The following is a 15,076-nucleotide window of genomic DNA, read 5'->3' as shown; positions in this document are numbered from 1 at the left end:
CCTGCTAAAACTTCGTCACCACCCCGATGCCGATGCCCTCGAAACCACCCATCGCCATCAGGGCCGCGGGCGCTTCCTCGAGGCTGATCTTCTTGCCGACCAGCAGCTCGGGCTTCAGCTTGCCGGTGCGGATCATCTCCATCATCGCGGTGTAGCGGTAGGCCTGCATGCCGTGGCTGCCGAGGATTTCGAGCTCGAAGGCGATCACCTTGTCCATCGGCACCTGGGGGCGGGCATGCTCGCCCAGCATGAGCCCGACCTGAACGTGGCGGCCGCGCCGGCGCAGGTTCGAGATCGAGTTGAAGGATGTGGTGGGGTGGCCGAGCGCGTCCATCGACATATGCGCGCCGCCATTGGTGATCTGCTTGACCGCCTTGACCACGTTCGGCGTCGTCGAGGCGTTGATCGTCGCCACCGCGCCGATCTTCCTGGCGAAGTCCAGCTTCTCGTCGGTGAGGTCGATGGCGATGACATTGGCGCCCATGGCGCTGGCGATCATGATCGCCGACAGGCCGACGCCGCCGCAGCCATGCACCGCCACCCATTCCCCGGGCGTCACCCGGCCCTGATCGACGATGGCGCGGAATGAAGTGACGAAACGGCAGCCGAGGCTGGCGGCCGTGGCGAATTCCATTTCCTCCGGCAGGCGAACCAGATTGGTGTCGGCATGCTCGATGCCGACATATTCGGCGAACGAGCCCCAGCCGGTGAAACCAGGCTGCGTCTGGTGCTCGCAGACCTGATGGTTGCCGGAGGTGCATTCGAAGCAGCGGCCGCAGCCGACGGCGAAGGGGACCGTAACGCGATCGCCGGCCTTCCAGCGGCTGACCTGCTTGCCTGCGGCGACGACGATGCCGGCCAGTTCATGTCCTGGAACATGCGGCAGCGTGATGCCGTCATCATGGCCCATCCAGCCGTGCCAGTCGCTGCGGCAAAGGCCCGTCGCCTCGACCTTGATGACCACGCCGTCGGCGGCCGGTTTGGGATCGGGCACGGTCCGGATCGTCGGCGCCTCGCCGAATTTTTCGAAGACGACGGCTTTCATCGGCAAACTCCCATTACTGACGCGTTTTGAGGCGACGATAGCCGATTCCACTGCCGGTTGACCGGAAATCGATTCTGCCAGTCCTGAACCGGCTTGCCGATCCAGCTAATCCGGCTGCTGGCGGAAATCGGCCAGCCGCGTTTCGCCCGGCACAAGCCTGCGTCCGTCCTCGGCATGCACTTCCAGGCGCCTGATCGGCCTGCCGGTCCGGGTGTCGACCATGAAGGTGTAGGGTTCGCCCGGCCCGGAGAAATAGGTCTCGCCCCACTGGCGCAGTGCCACCAGGACGTAGAACAGGCCACGGCCTTTTTCGGTCAGCACATATTCATGATGCGCGCTGCCGTCCGGCGCCGGAACGGTTTCGAGGATGCCATGCGCGACCAGATTGCGCAGGCGCGCCGACAGGATGTTCTTGGCCACGCCGAGGCTTCTCTGGAATTCGCCGAAGCGCCGCATTCCGTCGAAGGCATCACGCACGATGAGCAGCGACCACCAGTCGCCGATTGCGTCCAGCGGCCGGGCGATAAGGCAGTCCGCGCTTTGATGGCTCGTCCGTTTCACCATGTGGTTGGTCCAGTCTCCGATTTTGGTTGCAAGATAAAACCTTCTTGCATATCCCGCAATGGTTTCAAGTTGAAACCGAATGGAGGGGGCGATGAATCTGCAACTGCAAGGAGCCGACCTGCGGCAGCTCGAAGACGGCAAGGCAGCGAAGGCCAAAGCAGGATTGCCGCGCCTCACGGCGCTGACCTTTGCGATTGCCTGCGGCTTGAGCGTCGCCAATGTCTACTTCGCGCATCCGCTGCTCGACGCCATTGCGCGCGACTTTGCGATCGATCCGGCCTCGGTCGGCATCGTGGTTACGGTGACGCAGATCGGCTATGCGGTCGGTCTGTTCTTCATCGTGCCGCTCGGCGATCTTTTCGACCGCCGCAAGCTGGTGGCGACCCAGGCGGTGCTTTCGGCGCTGGCGCTGGTCGTTGTCGGCCTGTCGCCGAGCGCAGGCGTCTTGCTCGCGAGCCTCGCGATAGTCGGCCTGCTTGCCGTCGTCGTCCAAGTCCTTGTCGCCTATGCCGCCGACCTGGCGGCGCCGGCGGAGCGCGGGCGGGCCGTTGGCACCGTGACCAGCGGCGTCATCCTCGGCATCCTGCTGGCGCGCTTCGTTTCGGGACTAGTCGCCGATTTCGCCGGCTGGCGCTCCGTCTATCTCGTCTCGGCGCTGCTGACGCTGGCGATGGCGGTGATCCTGTTTCGCGTCCTGCCTCGCCATGAGGCCGCGCGGCCACGCACATCCTATACCCGGCTGCTGGGCTCGGTGCTGCTTCTTTTCGTGGAGGAGCCGCTGCTGCGCGTGCGCGCAGTGCTCGCCATGCTGATCTTCGCCGGCTTCAACGTGCTATGGGCGCCGCTGGTGCTGCCGCTGGCGGCGCCGCCTTTTTCGCTGTCGCATACCGCAATTGGATTGTTCGGCCTGGCCGGTGTTGCCGGTGCGCTGGGCGCACGCTGGACCGGCATGCTTGTCGATCGCGGGCAAGGCCAATTGGTGACCGGCCTCAGCCTGTTGCTGATGGCCGTCGCGTGGCTGCCGATCGCCTGCATGGGTTCCTCACTCTGGCTGCTTGTGCTGGGCATCGTCATGCTCGACCTCGCCATCCAGGCGGTGCACGTCACCAATCAAAGCTTGATCTTCGCGCGCCGGCCGGATGCCCGCAGCCGGCTGGTCGGCGGCTACATGATCTTTTACTCACTAGGCAGCGCGCTGGGCTCTATTGCCTCGACCATGACCTATGCAGCCTGGGGCTGGACCGGCGTCTGCCTGCTCGGCGCGGGAATCGGGCTGCTTGCGCTGGCGTTCTGGGCGGCGACGCTGAAGGTGGGGCGCTAGTTATGGCGGCGGGGTGTCAAGCAGTGGCTGCCGTTCGCGAAACCATTCATCCGCTTCGGCGTCCCACGGCCAAACCCCGGATGTTGACGGGAAAATAAGCTGCATAATCCGGAAATCCGGTCCGTCGTAGAACCATATGTCCCAGCCGAAATGCTCCGGGTAATGATCGGGATGGACAGCACCGAACTGACAGTCGAAGCCGCCTCCCAGGAAACCCGACGCCCGCTCACCGACGCTGAACCTCTCGCCGCCGCGCACGCGTCGGCAATACTCGTTGATGATAGTCATCGAAAGCTCCGGCTTGAGTCCGATGACGACCAATTCGGGGGTGCCAAAATTATGCTCTATCCCGACCGAGTAGGCGAAGGGCGGATGCTCGTCCTCCTCCAGCACATAGAGAATGTGGCAGCCATACTCTTCGATGTCGGCGAGCGTCTTGGCCTCGTCGGCGTCTTTGGCTTCCCTATTCGGCATCGATCTGATTCTGCGGCGCGGCTTTCTGGAACGCCGGCAGTGCCATGCAGGCGGCGTGGACGCGCGCAATCACAGGGTAGGGCGCCATGTCGACGCCGAAGCGGGCGTTGTTGGTGACCTGCGCGGCAAGGCAGATATCGGCCAGCCCCGGCGTGTCGCCATGGCAGAACGTGCCGGTCTCGGGCGATGAAGCCAGAATCTTCTCAAGCGGCTGGAATCCCTCGTTCACCCAGTGCCGGAACCAGTTGACGACATCCTCGTCGCCGGCGCCGAACAAGCTGCGCAGCGACGTCAGCACGCGCAGATTGTTCACGGGGTGGATATCGCAGGCGATCATCTGCGCCAGCATGCGGACACGGGCGCGGCCGAGCGCATCCCTGGGCAGCAGCGGAGGCTCGGGCTCAATCTCGTCGAGATATTCGATGATCGCCAGCGACTGGGTCAGCAACCTGCCGTCGTCCAGCACCAGCGCCGGCACCAGACCTTGCGGATTGACCGCGAGATAGGCGGGCTCGAGATGCTCGCCATGGCGTAGATGATGCGGCACATAGGTGTAGTCCAGCCCCTTCATCGCCAGCGCGATGCGCACCCGGTAGGAGGTGGAGGAGCGGTAGTAATTGTGGAGGACGAGATCGCTCATGCCCTTGGCTGTCCGATGGTCACTTCGATCGTGCCGATGCCGTCGACGCCGCCGGTGATTTTTTCTCCCGGCCCGACCGCGCCGACGCCGGCCGGCGTGCCGGTGAAGATCAGGTCGCCGGGCTGGAGCTCGACCGCCTCGCTGCAGATCGCGACGATGTCGGCGATCGGCCAGATCAGCTCGGCAAGGTCGCCGTCCTGCTTCACCACGCCGTTGACGGCAAGCCAGATACGGCCTTTCTCCGGATGGCCGGATTTCGCGGCAGGCACCAGCGGACCACAGGGCGCCGACTGGTCGAAGGCCTTCGACCAATCCCAGGGACGCGCCGCCTTCTTGGCCTGGTCCTGCAGGTCGCGGCGGGTCAGGTCGACGCCAACGCCATAGCCCCAGACATGGGCGAGCGCGTTCTCGCGCGGGATGCGGAAGCCGGCCTTGCCGATGGCGACGACCAATTCGATCTCGTGGTGCAGGTTCGAGGTCAGCGGCGGGTAGGGGATCTCGGCGCCGCTGTCGACCACCGCGTCGGCGGGCTTGGTGAAGAAGAAGGGCGGGTCGCGCTCGTCATTGCCGAGCTCGCGCGCATGCGCCGCATAATTGCGGCCGACGCAGAAGATGCGGCGCACGGCAAAGCGCTCCGCCGAATCTGCGATGGCCACCGAGGCGACGGTCGGCGGCGGAAGGACGTAGTCTGTCATTTCATGTCTCTGCTGTGAGCTACGAAGTCGCCCGCACCTTCGACCGATTTCGACGCCTGGGCAAGGCGCTGCGCTGGCGAAACGGCCTTGCCGTTTCGGTGGCGACATCGTTTGCCATTGGGCGATGTACTATTTGGCAATAATCTGGACATCTTCAGGGGACTATCCTCTGGCCACAGAAACCGAACCGATGCCCCTGTCATGACCACCGTCAACGATCGCGCCCGCTTCCTGATCATCGACGACCACCCGCTGTTTCGCGAGGCGCTGCATAGCGCCGTGCAGATGGCCTATCCGGATGTCGACACGGTCGAGGCCCGCTCGATCGCCGAGGCGATCGAGCTGCTCGCCGGCGCCAAGCCGTTCGATCTCGCGCTGCTCGATCTCAGCATGCCCGACGTGCATGGCTTCGAAGGCCTGCTGCAACTCAGGACCCGCTATCCGCGGCTGCCGGTGGTGATCGTGTCCGGCTACGAGGAGCCGAAGATCATCTCCGAGGCGCTGTCCTATGGTGCCGCCGGCTTCATCCCGAAATCGGCTCGGAAGAGCGACCTCGCCGCCGCCATCCGATCGGTGATGGACGGCGCGGTCTATGTGCCGGAAAACTATGAGGGCCAGCCGCCGGACCCCGACAGCACCGATCGCGCCGACATGGTGCAGCGCCTGGCGAGGCTGACGCCGCAGCAGCTCAGGGTCCTGCAGATGCTGCGCCAGGGCATGCTGAACAAGCAGATCGCCTATGAACTGCAGGTGGGCGAGACCACCGTGAAAGCGCATGTCTCGGAGATATTGCGCAAGCTCAATGTGTATAGCCGCACTCAGGCGGTGATCGAGGTATCGAAGCTCGACAATGCGGAGCTGTTTCGGGATCAGGCGGGGTTTTGAGGTTAGAGGAATTGGTCTGCTCAGGAGTTTCTACAAATCCGTATTACGCAGTTTGACTCGAAAGTTTGTCTAACGATCTACTGTACAACTCTTGGATGCTAAACCCTCTTTCTTCGAAATATATCTCTACGACTTCGAATATCCAGTCGACGGTGGTTCCCTTGTCAAGCCATCGATCTCTAGTTACGAGACCCCACAAAAGAAAAAGAAGACTTTCGTCGTATTCGTATACTTTTCCCATCTTTTCAAATAAAAAAAGTTATGTAAGCTCCGTAAGATTCTTTGTACTCATCTTTCATATCGTAGCTCAAATTATATCGGATCGTATCGATAAAAAAAGAATATCTGACCCGGTCAACGTCGGAAAAATTTCTTTCAAGCGTATCGGTAATTCCCCAAACGAGCACCTTTACGACGTGATCAATTGGAAATCTGTCCAACAGGTCTACTACATCGATTTCGGTCTCGCTCGTCAACGCAGTCGATAATTTGGAAGAGGTGTGGCGTGATTTCCTATTGACCGTGTGTTTGCCTATTAACCCCTTCCAATCGATCAGCGGCCCGCTCCCCTCAGTTCAAAGGGATACGGAGAAGCTAAGCCAACAGATGCGCCAGCAGCGCCCGCAACTGCGCCGGCTTCAGCGGCTTGCGCATCAGCTCGATGCCGGCGGCCCGCGCCGCCTTGGCGACAGGTTCGGAGCCGTCGGCGGTGACGATCAGGGCCGGCACCGGACGGCCGAGATAGTCGCGCACTTCGGCGATGGTCGCGGTGCCGAGGTCGCCGCCGTCGAGATGCTGGTCGGCAATGACGATGTCGGGCACCCATGCGGTGTCTCCCAGGAGATCGAGCGCATCGTCGGTCGAGGTCGCGGCGCGCACCAGGCATTGCCAGCGTTCGAGCAGCGAGGTCATGGCCGAGAGCACGTCGGCGTCGTTCTCGACCAGCAGCACCTTGGTGCCGAACAGGCCATAGCCGCGCGGACGGTCCATGTCGGCGACGGCCGTCGCCGGTTCGGCCGGCGCCATGCCGACCGGCACGTCGATGTGGAAGATGGTGCCGCGCCCGACCTTGGAGGAGAAGGTCACGGGGTGGCCGAGGGCGGCGGCCATGCGGCGCACGATCGCCAGGCCGAGGCCGAGCCCGCCGGCGAGCCCGGTATCGGCAAGCGTCGCGGTACCTCGGTGGAATTCCTCGAACACCGCCTCGCGCTGGTCCTCAGGGATTCCGCAGCCGGTGTCGGCGACATCGATTCGGATGGTGTCGCCGCGATGCCTGGTGCCGACCAGCACGCCGCCCGAGCGGGTGTAGCGCAGCGCGTTGGAGAGGATGTTCTGCAGGATGCGGCGCAAAAGCGTGCGGTCGGAACGCACGACGACATTGACCGGCCGGAATTTCAGCGACAGGCCCTTCTTTTCCGCCTCGGGCAGGAAATCCGAGCGCAGCGAGGAAAACAGCGTCTCCAGGCTGACATCGCCGGTCTCCGGCTGCACCACGCCGGCGTCGAGCTTGGAGATGTCGAGCAGCGTGCGCAGCAGGTCTTCCATCGTCTCCAGCGAGCGCTCGACCTGGCGCACCAGTTTTTTGCCTTCATCGCTGGTCTGGACCTCGGCCAGCGCCGACACCGACAGATGCGCGGCGTTCAGCGGCTGCAGCACGTCGTGGCTGGCGGCGGCGAGAAACCTGGTCTTGGAAAGGTTCGCCAGTTCGGCGTTCTCCTTGGCGGCGCTCAGGTCGATGTTCGACTGTTCCAGCCGGCGCAGCGTGGCGTGCAGCTCCTCGGTGCGGTTGCGCACCCGGTTTTCCAGCGAAATGGCGGTCTGGAACAGCGTGAAGGCGTTGCCCTGCTGGTCCATCGAGCGCTCGACACGGCTGACCAGCGCCGCGTTGATCTTCTTCAGTCGTTCGATGTCGTTGATGTCGCGAAGCGGCATCGCGCTCACTCGGCCGCCTGGCGCTCGCCGAAGGCGATGCCGGTGAAAGTCTGGTTGAGGTGCATAGAGCGATACTGCTCGCCGTAAGTGCCGAAGCCGATGACCTTGTTGGTCCGATAGAGCTCGGAGATATCGCGAAAAACCTGGCGGTTGCGCGCGTCGAGCCGGCGCAGCACGCAGTCGAAACCGAGGATCATGTCGATGCCGCCGAGCCTGTGCTCGACGTCCTGGAGGGCGCTGCGCGTCGCTTCCACCATGTTCTTCGGCTGGGCGATTGACAGCACGACGCCGTCGTCGATGGCGCAGAAGAAGGACAGCGAACCGTCGGGGTGCATGCGCTGGATCGAGCGGCAGTAATATTCGCCGCCGACCTTCACCACGACGGGGTGCGAGGCAAAGCTCAGCGGTGTCAGCGTCTGCGGCACGATGCCGACGGAAGCGGCATATTCTTCCGCCGCGTTGGTGGCGTTGAATTCGCGCACGACGCGATGGTCCGGATCCGACGCCGTCACCACCAGCTTCTCGTCGGTGGGAATGAAATTGTCCGTCTTGAAGACGTGGAAGGGAATCTCGGTCGCGACCAGCACGACGATGGCGCTGTCGGACGCGACCTTGCCGTTGGCGATCAGCCTCGTCGTCTCGAATTTCAAGTCGTCGCCGGCCGAGCCGCCGATCAGGGGAATGTCGTCCAGCCCCCAATGGATGGCCGAGGTCACCGCTTCCTCGGCGTAGGACAGCCCGTCGATGAAGCAGAGCGCGAATATGTTCTTGGCCCGGTCGTGGCCGGCGCGGCCGCGCAGCAGGCGCCGCAGCGCCGCGACCTCGCCGGTGATCCTGTCCATTCCGGACGAGGAGAGGTTTTCGACCATGGTACTGACGACCGAGAACGATGCCGACGGCAGAAGCAGGGCAAGGATATGCCCTTCCTCCAGTCCCTGCGGCGTGATTTCGCCGGCGGTCGAGCAGCCGGCATAGGCAAGCGATGGCGCGTGCAGTTTAAGCGCCAGCGCCAGCGCCGACGCATCGACAAGACTTTGCGAGAAGAACAGGAGCGCGAAGCTGGCGTCGACGATTGCGGCTTCGGCAGCGACAGCGCGGGCAAAGGCGTTCGGATCGGGCTCATCCGTGGTGAGCGCCGAAAGGCCCGATGCATAGCGTGTGCTCGAACTGGCCAGCTGCCTTCTCCGCGATTCCTCCAACGCTTTTATACGTGTCTTTTCTTATTCTATGCGCATCTTTTCTTGTGCGCCCGCGTCGAGGGTATCTTTGCCCTCAATCCCTGATTTGGCAATGGGCCGGGCGCCGTGCTCAACAGCCTGCCGGCCATGACCGAAAGTACAAGGGGCGGAGCGCTGGCAGCGCTGTTTTGCGCGTTGTACGGTGCCTGAATAACGCACTGCCGAAGCACAGGCACGGCATCGGCACGCGATAACCAAGGTTAATACCCAGGGAGGTTGCATGTCGGACGTGTCGTTGACTGTGAATGGGAAACGGGTCAGCGGGAGCGTCGAAGACCGAACGCTGCTGGTGCATTTCCTCAGGGAACATCTGGGCCTCACCGGAACGCATGTCGGTTGCGACACTTCGCAATGCGGCGCCTGCGTCGTGCATGTCGACGGTCGGGCGGTTAAATCCTGTTCCATGCTGGCCGCGCAGGCCTCGGGCTCGACCATCGTCACCATCGAAGGGCTGGCAAACGGCGCCGAACTGCATCCTGTCCAGGCCGCGTTCAAGGAGCATCACGGGCTGCAATGCGGCTTCTGCACGCCGGGCATGATCATGGCGGCGACCGACATGATCGCGCGCCACCCGCAAGGCCTCGACGAGGCGACGGTGCGGGCCGAGCTCGACGGCAATATCTGCCGCTGCACGGGCTACCACAACATCGTCAAGGCGATTCTTTCGGCATCGCAGACGATGTCGAAGGGCGCCAAGGGCAGGGCGAAACAGGCAGCTTAGAGTGGATGGTGAATAGTGAATGGTGAATAGAGCCGCTGCCTGGCTCGTTCGACCATTCACCATTTTGCAATTCACCATTCACCGAATTCCGGAGGAGGAATTTCCGCAATGGGTATCGAAGGCGTCGGCGCCCGCGTGGCGCGCAAGGAAGACAAGAGGTTCATCACCGGCGGCGGCCGCTATGTCGACGACATGGTGGTTCCCGGCATGAAGCATGCCGTGTTCGTGCGCAGCCCGCACGCGCATGCGCAGATCAAGAAGATCGACGTGAAGAAGGCGCAAGCCATGCCAGGCGTCATCGGCGTCTTGACCGGCAAGGAGCTCAAGGCCGACGGTATCGGCAATCTGATCTGCGGCTGGATGATCCACTCGAAGGACGGCTCGCCGATGAAGATGGGTGCGTGGTCGCCGCTCGCGGTCGACAAGGTGCGCTATGTCGGCGACGCGGTCGTGATCGTCGTCGCCGAGACCAAGGGCCAGGCGCGCGACGCGGCCGAAGCGGTCGAGATCACCTACAAGGAACTGAAGGCCGTGGTCGACGCCACGAAGGCGATCCAGGCCGGCGCGCCGCAGATCCATGCCGAGTCCGACAACAACCTGATCTTCGACTGGGAGATCGGCGACGGCAAGGCGACCGACGCGGCGATCAAGTCGGCGGCGCATGTCACGCGCATGAAGATCGTCAACAACCGCCTGGTGCCCAACGCGATGGAGCCGCGCGCCGCACTTGGCCATTACGACAAGGCCGAGGACCACTACACCTGCTGGACGACCTCGCAGAACCCGCATGTCGCGCGGCTGGTGATGAGCGCCTTCTACAATGTCGCGCCGGAGAACAAGCTGCGCGTGATCGCGCCGGATGTCGGCGGCGGTTTCGGCTCCAAGATCTACATCTATCCGGAAGAGATCGTCTGCCTGTGGGCCTCGAAGAAGACCGGTGTTCCGGTCAAATGGGTGGCCGACCGCACCGAGAGCTTCCTTTCGGACGCGCATGGCCGCGACCATGTCTCGACGGTCGAGATGGCCTTCGACAAGGACAACCGCATCACCGGCCTCAAGGTCGACACGATAGCCAATCTCGGCGCCTACATGTCGCTGTTCTCGTCCTGCGTGCCGACCTATCTCTACGCCACGCTTTTGTCGGGTCAGTACAACATCCCGGCGATCCACGCCAATGTGCGCACCGTCTACACCAACACCGCTCCGGTCGATGCCTATCGCGGGGCGGGGCGGCCGGAAGCGACTTACCTCCTGGAGCGCACGATGGAGACCGCCGCGCGCGAGCTCGGCGTGTCCCCAGCGGAGTTGAGGCGGCGGAACTTCATCACGTCCTTTCCGCACCAGACGCCGGTGATCATGAACTATGACGCCGGCGACTATAACGCCTCGCTCGACGCGGCGATGAAGGCGGCCGACTATGCCGGCTTCACCAGGCGCAAGGCGGATGCCGCCAAGCGCGGCAAGCTGCGCGGCATCGGCATGAGCTGCTACATCGAGGCCTGCGGCATCGCGCCGTCGGCGGCCGTCGGCTCGCTCGGCGCCGGCGTCGGCCTGTGGGAATCGGCAGAGGTGCGGGTGAACGCCGTCGGCACGATCGAGGTGCTGACCGGCTCGCACAGCCATGGCCAGGGCCATGAAACGACCTTCGCACAGGTGGTCAACCAGCGTTTCGGCGTGCCGCTCGACTCGGTCTCGATCGTCCACGGCGACACCGACAAGGTGCAGATGGGCATGGGCACCTACGGCTCGCGCTCGGGCGCCGTCGGCTTGTCGGCGCTCTCAAAGGCGCTCGACAAGGTCGAGGCAAAGGCCAAGAAGATCGCGGCGCATCTGCTCGAAGCGGACGAGGGCGACATCGTCATCGAAAATGGCGAGGTCAAGGTCGCCGGCACCGACAAGAGCCTGCCCTGGTTCCAGGTGGCGCTTGCCGCCTATACCGCTCACAATCTGCCGGCCGGCATGGAGCCGGGCTTGAAGGAAACCGCCTTCTACGATCCGGCGAACTTCACCTTCCCGGCGGGCTGCTACATCAGCGAGGTCGAAATCGATCCGGAGACGGGTGTCACCGACATCATCCAGTTCGTCGCGGCGGATGATTTCGGCAACATCATCAACCCGATGATCGTCGAGGGACAGGTGCATGGCGGCATCGCGCAAGGCATCGGCCAAGCGCTGCTCGAAGGCGCTCACTACGACGGAAGCGGGCAACTGCTGACCGCAAGCTACATGGACTACACCATGCCGCGCGCGGGTGACCTGCCGTCGTTCAAGGTCTCGACCTCGAACACGCCGTGCCCCAGCAATCCGCTCGGCATCAAGGGCTGCGGCGAGGCCGGCGCCATCGGCTCGCCGCCGGCGATCATCAATGCCATCACCGATGCGCTTGGCGTCCCCGACATCGCCATGCCGGCGTCGCCGTCGACCGTGTGGTCGGCCATCCGCGCCAAGAAGCACTGAGGAGGAGCGATCATGTATTCGGTCAACTATCACCGCGCCGCCTCGGTCGCCGATGCCGCCAAGCTGTTGAAGAACGGCGACGCCAAGCTGCTCTCCGGCGGCATGACCTTGATCCCCGCCATGAAGACGCGGCTCGCGGCGCCGTCGGACCTGGTCGACGTGTCGCGGCTGAAGGAACTGCAGGGCGTCAAGGTTTCCGGCAAGACGGTCACCATTGGTGCGGCGACCACGCATTACGACGTCTCGGCCGACGAGAAGCTGAAGAAGGCCTGCCCGGCGCTTGCCCATATGGCATCGCTGATCGGCGACCCGGCGGTGCGCTACAAGGGCACGATCGGCGGCTCGATCGCCAACAACGACCCGGCGGCCGACTATCCGGCGGCGCTGCTGGCGCTGGGCGCGACGATCATCACCAACAAGCGCGAGATCGCGGCGGACAAATTCTTCAAGGGCCTGTTCGAGACGGCGCTGAAGGAAGGCGAGATCGTCACGGCGGTGAGCTTCACCGCTCCGGCCAAGGCGGCTTACGAGAAATTCCGCAACCCGGCTTCGCGCTACGCCATCGTCGGCGTGTTCGTGGCCAAGGGCAAGGACGGGGTGAGGGCCGCGGTAACCGGGGCCGGCGAGGACGGCGTCTTCCGCTCCAAGGAAGTCGAGGCGGCGCTGGCGAAGAGCTTCGATGCCTCGGCGCTCAACGGTCTCAAGGTGCCGGCAAAGGGGCTGATGAGCGATATTCACGCCTCCGCCGACTACCGCGCCAACCTCATCGCGGTGATGGCCAAGCGCGCGGCGGCCGCCGCCAACGCCTGAAACGCTTTCAACCCGGATCAAAGGAAGGGGCCGTCGCGGCCCCTTTTCCTTTTGTATTCGCAACCACTTGGCGGGATTTACCTGAGAATTCGCAGCTTCGCACTTGCACAATAATATCCCGCACTGCAAAATAAACGTGGCGGGAGACGAAGCGGTTCCGGCACGGCGATCCCGTGCGGGACCTCGAGTTGCGAAAGACGGGCATGACCGACATCTCCGCGTCCGCCGGTGTCCTGCCACGGGCCACAGAAGACAAAGCGGCACGCGCAAGGCTGGCCTATCTCGACGGCTGGCGCGGCCTTTCGATCGCCCTGGTGCTGATCGGCCATTTCTTCCCGGTGCCGGGAATCAATCTCGGCGTGCTCGGCGTCGAGTTCTTCTTCGTGCTCAGCGGCCGGCTGATGGGCGAGATCCTGTTCATCGAGCGTTTTCCGCTGAAGAAATTCTTCAAGCGCCGCTTCTCGCGCATCTATCCCGCGCTGCTGGTGTTCGTATTTGCCGCCATGACCGGCCTTGCCGGGACCTTCATCACCTTCAAATGGAAGGCGGCGCTGACGGCGCTGACATTCACCTACAATTACGCCGGCATCTTCATCAACCGGGCCGGTGCGCTCGACCATATCTGGTCGCTCTGCGTCGAGGAGCATTCCTATATCCTGCTGGCGCTGATCAGCGTGGTGGTCACCGGAAGGGCGAATGTCGTGCGGCTGCTCCTGGTGCTGGCGCTGCTCGCGATGGCCAATGGCGCCATTTCGTATGGGCTTCTCGGCATGAGCTACGAGACCACCTACTGGCGCACCGACGTGCACATCGCCTCGATCCTTTTGTCCGCCGCGATCTGCCTGCTCAAGGCCGACGGCCGCCTGCCGGCCTTCCTGAAGAGCCAGCATGCGGCGCTTGCGGCGGCGATTGGCGGCGTGCTGCTGTTCCTCGATCCCGTGCCGACCCCGATCCATTATGTCGTTGCCCTGCCGCTGCTGGCGCTGGCCGTCAACACGCTCGACTTCGCCGGCGGCTATCTGACGGGGCTGTTGTCGTCGCGGCCGATGGTGATGCTCGGGCTGTGGTCCTACTCGCTCTATCTCTGGCAGCAGCCTTTCTACAAATTCGTCTATGAGCGCGGCAGCGCGCCGCTGCCGCTGCTGGCTGCGGTGTTCGCCTGCGCGCTGGCGAGCTATTACATCGTCGAAAAACCGGCTCGCGGCTGGCTCAACCGCAACTGGTAAGGTCAGGCCTTGCCGTTCTTTTGCGCGGCGAGATAGCGGCGAAGCCCGGCCTCGCCGCGCGGTGTGGTCCAGCGATGGTTCCAGGCGAAGGCGGGTCTCAGCAGCGGCGCCAGGAGCTTGAGAATCGGCCTCTCGACCGTGACCTGCCAGATCAGCTCGACATGCGTGCCTTCTCCGGAGGGCGACAATTCGGCCCGCCACAGCCCGTCGAAATCGCCGAAGGTCTTGACCACCACCAGCCGGCCGGGCTCGAGCTCGGCCGCCTCGATGATGAAGTTCAGCTCATAGGGCAGAGCACCGCGCGCCCTGGCTCTCGCGCGCGAGCCGACGACACCCTTGCCCTTCTTGTCGAGCGGCTCGACCTCCTTATAAGCATCACCCCACCAGAGCGGCAGAAGCTCGGCGTCCGCCAGCACATCCCACACTTCCTGGGGCGTGCCCTCGGGGATGTCCCAGCTTTCGTCGAAGCGGAAGACATTGCTCGGCATGATGTCGCGCCCCCCAGCCAGCGGAGTGGCTATATTAGCCGGGGCTTGTTTTCCTGGCCAGTGGCGCCGCGCTGCTCAGTCTGCGATGGGCTTCGCCCAATAACGCACCGACTTCTTGCCGCCGTGGATCACCGCATCGCCGACTTCGGCGAAGCCGAGCGCCGCGTGGAAGGCGTCCGAGGCTGGATTGGGCGGATCGGCATTGACCTCGCATGTGACGATCGTGTGGCCGGCGCGCAGGGCCTGCTCGAACAGATCCTCATAGAGCCGGCGGGCATGGCCGCGGCCACGCGCCGCGGCCGCGACCACGACGCGGTCGACATAGACGAAGCGCGGATAGCGCTCGCGGAACCAGAGGAAGTTCGGGCTGTCATAGCCGGCGTCCTGGTCGAAGCACATGATGAAGGCTTCGAGCGAGCCGATGCGCCGCGTGTAGAAAGCCTCGCCGAGCAGGAATGAAAGCCGTTCCGGCTCGAGCCAGGACAGCTCCGCCGCATGCTCGTTGTTGAGCGCCAGGATGACGGCCTCGTCGGCGGGCGAAACCTGTTCGATCGGCAGCAGTTCTTTGGTCATCGTCTTG

At 63.7% G+C, this 15,076-nt stretch carries 15 protein-coding genes; 6 read left to right on the top strand and 9 right to left on the bottom strand.

Going from position 1 to position 15,076, the window contains the following annotated elements; all coding sequences use genetic code 11:
- Positions 1–4: 4 nt before the first annotated feature.
- On the bottom strand, positions 5–1,045 hold the full coding sequence (locus KVT37_RS01445; RefSeq protein ID WP_217568913.1) for a zinc-dependent alcohol dehydrogenase family protein: 1,041 nt from the start codon (positions 1,043–1,045) through the stop codon (positions 5–7).
- Positions 1,046–1,150: 105 nt separating this feature from the next.
- A complete protein-coding gene (locus KVT37_RS01440) occupies positions 1,151–1,609 on the bottom strand; it encodes a helix-turn-helix domain-containing protein (protein WP_217568911.1) in 459 nt (152 codons plus the stop codon).
- A gap of 91 nt (positions 1,610–1,700) precedes the next feature.
- Between KVT37_RS01440 and KVT37_RS01435 the strand changes: the two genes are divergently transcribed.
- A complete protein-coding gene (locus tag KVT37_RS01435; protein WP_217568909.1) occupies positions 1,701–2,930 on the top strand; it encodes an MFS transporter in 1,230 nt (409 codons plus the stop codon).
- On the opposite strand, the gene KVT37_RS01430 is transcribed toward KVT37_RS01435, so the two are convergent.
- From KVT37_RS01430 to KVT37_RS01420, 3 genes are read right to left on the bottom strand one after another with little or no spacing between them, the layout of a single operon-like run.
- A complete protein-coding gene (locus KVT37_RS01430; protein ID WP_217568907.1) occupies positions 2,931–3,404 on the bottom strand; it encodes a DUF4262 domain-containing protein in 474 nt (157 codons plus the stop codon).
- Complete coding sequence (maiA, locus tag KVT37_RS01425; RefSeq protein WP_217568905.1) at positions 3,394–4,044, bottom strand: maleylacetoacetate isomerase; 651 nt, start codon at positions 4,042–4,044, stop codon at positions 3,394–3,396. Before maiA ends, KVT37_RS01430 begins: the two co-directional genes overlap by 11 nt.
- Positions 4,041–4,739 carry a fumarylacetoacetate hydrolase family protein gene (locus KVT37_RS01420; RefSeq protein ID WP_217568903.1) on the bottom strand — a complete coding sequence of 233 codons (699 nt, stop codon included), beginning with the start codon at positions 4,737–4,739 and terminating at the stop codon, positions 4,041–4,043. Before KVT37_RS01420 ends, maiA begins: the two co-directional genes overlap by 4 nt.
- 201 nt (positions 4,740–4,940) lie before the next feature.
- On the opposite strand from KVT37_RS01420, the gene KVT37_RS01415 reads away from it, so the two are divergent.
- The gene (locus KVT37_RS01415) at positions 4,941–5,624 is read left to right on the top strand and encodes a response regulator transcription factor (RefSeq protein ID WP_217568901.1); all 684 of its coding nucleotides are present in this window, start codon (positions 4,941–4,943) and stop codon (positions 5,622–5,624) included.
- Positions 5,625–6,218: 594 nt separating this feature from the next.
- Here the strand turns inward: KVT37_RS01415 and KVT37_RS01410 are convergent.
- Positions 6,219–7,556: a hybrid sensor histidine kinase/response regulator gene (locus KVT37_RS01410; RefSeq protein WP_217569873.1), complete on the bottom strand. Its 1,338-nt coding sequence runs from the start codon at positions 7,554–7,556 to the stop codon at positions 6,219–6,221.
- Positions 7,557–7,561: 5 nt separating this feature from the next.
- Complete coding sequence (locus KVT37_RS01405) at positions 7,562–8,755, bottom strand: FIST N-terminal domain-containing protein (protein WP_217568899.1); 1,194 nt, start codon at positions 8,753–8,755, stop codon at positions 7,562–7,564.
- Positions 8,756–9,014: 259 nt separating this feature from the next.
- Here KVT37_RS01405 and KVT37_RS01400 point away from each other — a divergent pair, with 259 nt between their 5' ends.
- From KVT37_RS01400 to KVT37_RS01385, 4 genes are all read left to right on the top strand, one after another.
- Positions 9,015–9,515 (top strand): (2Fe-2S)-binding protein, encoded by a 501-nt coding sequence (locus KVT37_RS01400; protein WP_217568897.1) that lies wholly within the window; start codon positions 9,015–9,017, stop codon positions 9,513–9,515.
- A 108-nt stretch (positions 9,516–9,623) separates the two neighbouring features.
- Complete coding sequence (locus KVT37_RS01395) at positions 9,624–11,972, top strand: xanthine dehydrogenase family protein molybdopterin-binding subunit (protein ID WP_217568895.1); 2,349 nt, start codon at positions 9,624–9,626, stop codon at positions 11,970–11,972.
- Positions 11,973–11,984: 12 nt separating this feature from the next.
- Entirely contained in the window at positions 11,985–12,782 is a 798-nt protein-coding gene (locus tag KVT37_RS01390; RefSeq protein WP_217568893.1) for a xanthine dehydrogenase family protein subunit M, read from the top strand.
- Positions 12,783–12,985: 203 nt separating this feature from the next.
- Positions 12,986–14,008, top strand: a complete 1,023-nt coding sequence (locus KVT37_RS01385; RefSeq protein ID WP_217568891.1) for an acyltransferase — start codon at positions 12,986–12,988, stop codon at positions 14,006–14,008.
- A gap of 2 nt (positions 14,009–14,010) precedes the next feature.
- On the opposite strand, the gene KVT37_RS01380 is transcribed toward KVT37_RS01385, so the two are convergent.
- Positions 14,011–14,496 (bottom strand): SRPBCC family protein, encoded by a 486-nt coding sequence (locus tag KVT37_RS01380; protein ID WP_217568888.1) that lies wholly within the window; start codon positions 14,494–14,496, stop codon positions 14,011–14,013.
- Positions 14,497–14,571: 75 nt separating this feature from the next.
- Positions 14,572–15,069 (bottom strand): GNAT family N-acetyltransferase, encoded by a 498-nt coding sequence (locus KVT37_RS01375; RefSeq protein WP_217569871.1) that lies wholly within the window; start codon positions 15,067–15,069, stop codon positions 14,572–14,574.
- Between the last annotated feature and the right edge of the window lie 7 nt (positions 15,070–15,076).

This window comes from Mesorhizobium sp. GbtcB19 (assembly GCF_019091085.1).
Taxonomy (GTDB): Bacteria; Pseudomonadota; Alphaproteobacteria; order Rhizobiales; family Rhizobiaceae; genus Mesorhizobium.
The sequence above is the reverse complement of the archived record's forward strand: the minus strand, read 5'-3'. Positions and strand labels throughout refer to the sequence as shown.

What these genes read in the sequence shown, in the direction of transcription:
- KVT37_RS01445 (WP_217568913.1), bottom strand. Translation starts at nt 1,045, where the DNA reads ATGAAAGCCGTCGTCTTCGAAAAATTCGGCGAGGCGCCGACGATCCGG.
- KVT37_RS01440 (WP_217568911.1), bottom strand. Translation starts at nt 1,609, where the DNA reads ATGGTGAAACGGACGAGCCATCAAAGCGCGGACTGCCTTATCGCCCGG.
- KVT37_RS01435 (WP_217568909.1), top strand. Translation starts at nt 1,701, where the DNA reads ATGAATCTGCAACTGCAAGGAGCCGACCTGCGGCAGCTCGAAGACGGC.
- KVT37_RS01430 (WP_217568907.1), bottom strand. Translation starts at nt 3,404, where the DNA reads ATGCCGAATAGGGAAGCCAAAGACGCCGACGAGGCCAAGACGCTCGCC.
- maiA (WP_217568905.1), bottom strand. Translation starts at nt 4,044, where the DNA reads ATGAGCGATCTCGTCCTCCACAATTACTACCGCTCCTCCACCTCCTAC.
- KVT37_RS01420 (WP_217568903.1), bottom strand. Translation starts at nt 4,739, where the DNA reads ATGACAGACTACGTCCTTCCGCCGCCGACCGTCGCCTCGGTGGCCATC.
- KVT37_RS01415 (WP_217568901.1), top strand. Translation starts at nt 4,941, where the DNA reads ATGACCACCGTCAACGATCGCGCCCGCTTCCTGATCATCGACGACCAC.
- KVT37_RS01410 (WP_217569873.1), bottom strand. Translation starts at nt 7,556, where the DNA reads ATGCCGCTTCGCGACATCAACGACATCGAACGACTGAAGAAGATCAAC.
- KVT37_RS01400 (WP_217568897.1), top strand. Translation starts at nt 9,015, where the DNA reads ATGTCGGACGTGTCGTTGACTGTGAATGGGAAACGGGTCAGCGGGAGC.
- KVT37_RS01395 (WP_217568895.1), top strand. Translation starts at nt 9,624, where the DNA reads ATGGGTATCGAAGGCGTCGGCGCCCGCGTGGCGCGCAAGGAAGACAAG.
- KVT37_RS01390 (WP_217568893.1), top strand. Translation starts at nt 11,985, where the DNA reads ATGTATTCGGTCAACTATCACCGCGCCGCCTCGGTCGCCGATGCCGCC.
- KVT37_RS01385 (WP_217568891.1), top strand. Translation starts at nt 12,986, where the DNA reads ATGACCGACATCTCCGCGTCCGCCGGTGTCCTGCCACGGGCCACAGAA.
- KVT37_RS01380 (WP_217568888.1), bottom strand. Translation starts at nt 14,496, where the DNA reads ATGCCGAGCAATGTCTTCCGCTTCGACGAAAGCTGGGACATCCCCGAG.
- KVT37_RS01375 (WP_217569871.1), bottom strand. Translation starts at nt 15,069, where the DNA reads ATGACCAAAGAACTGCTGCCGATCGAACAGGTTTCGCCCGCCGACGAG.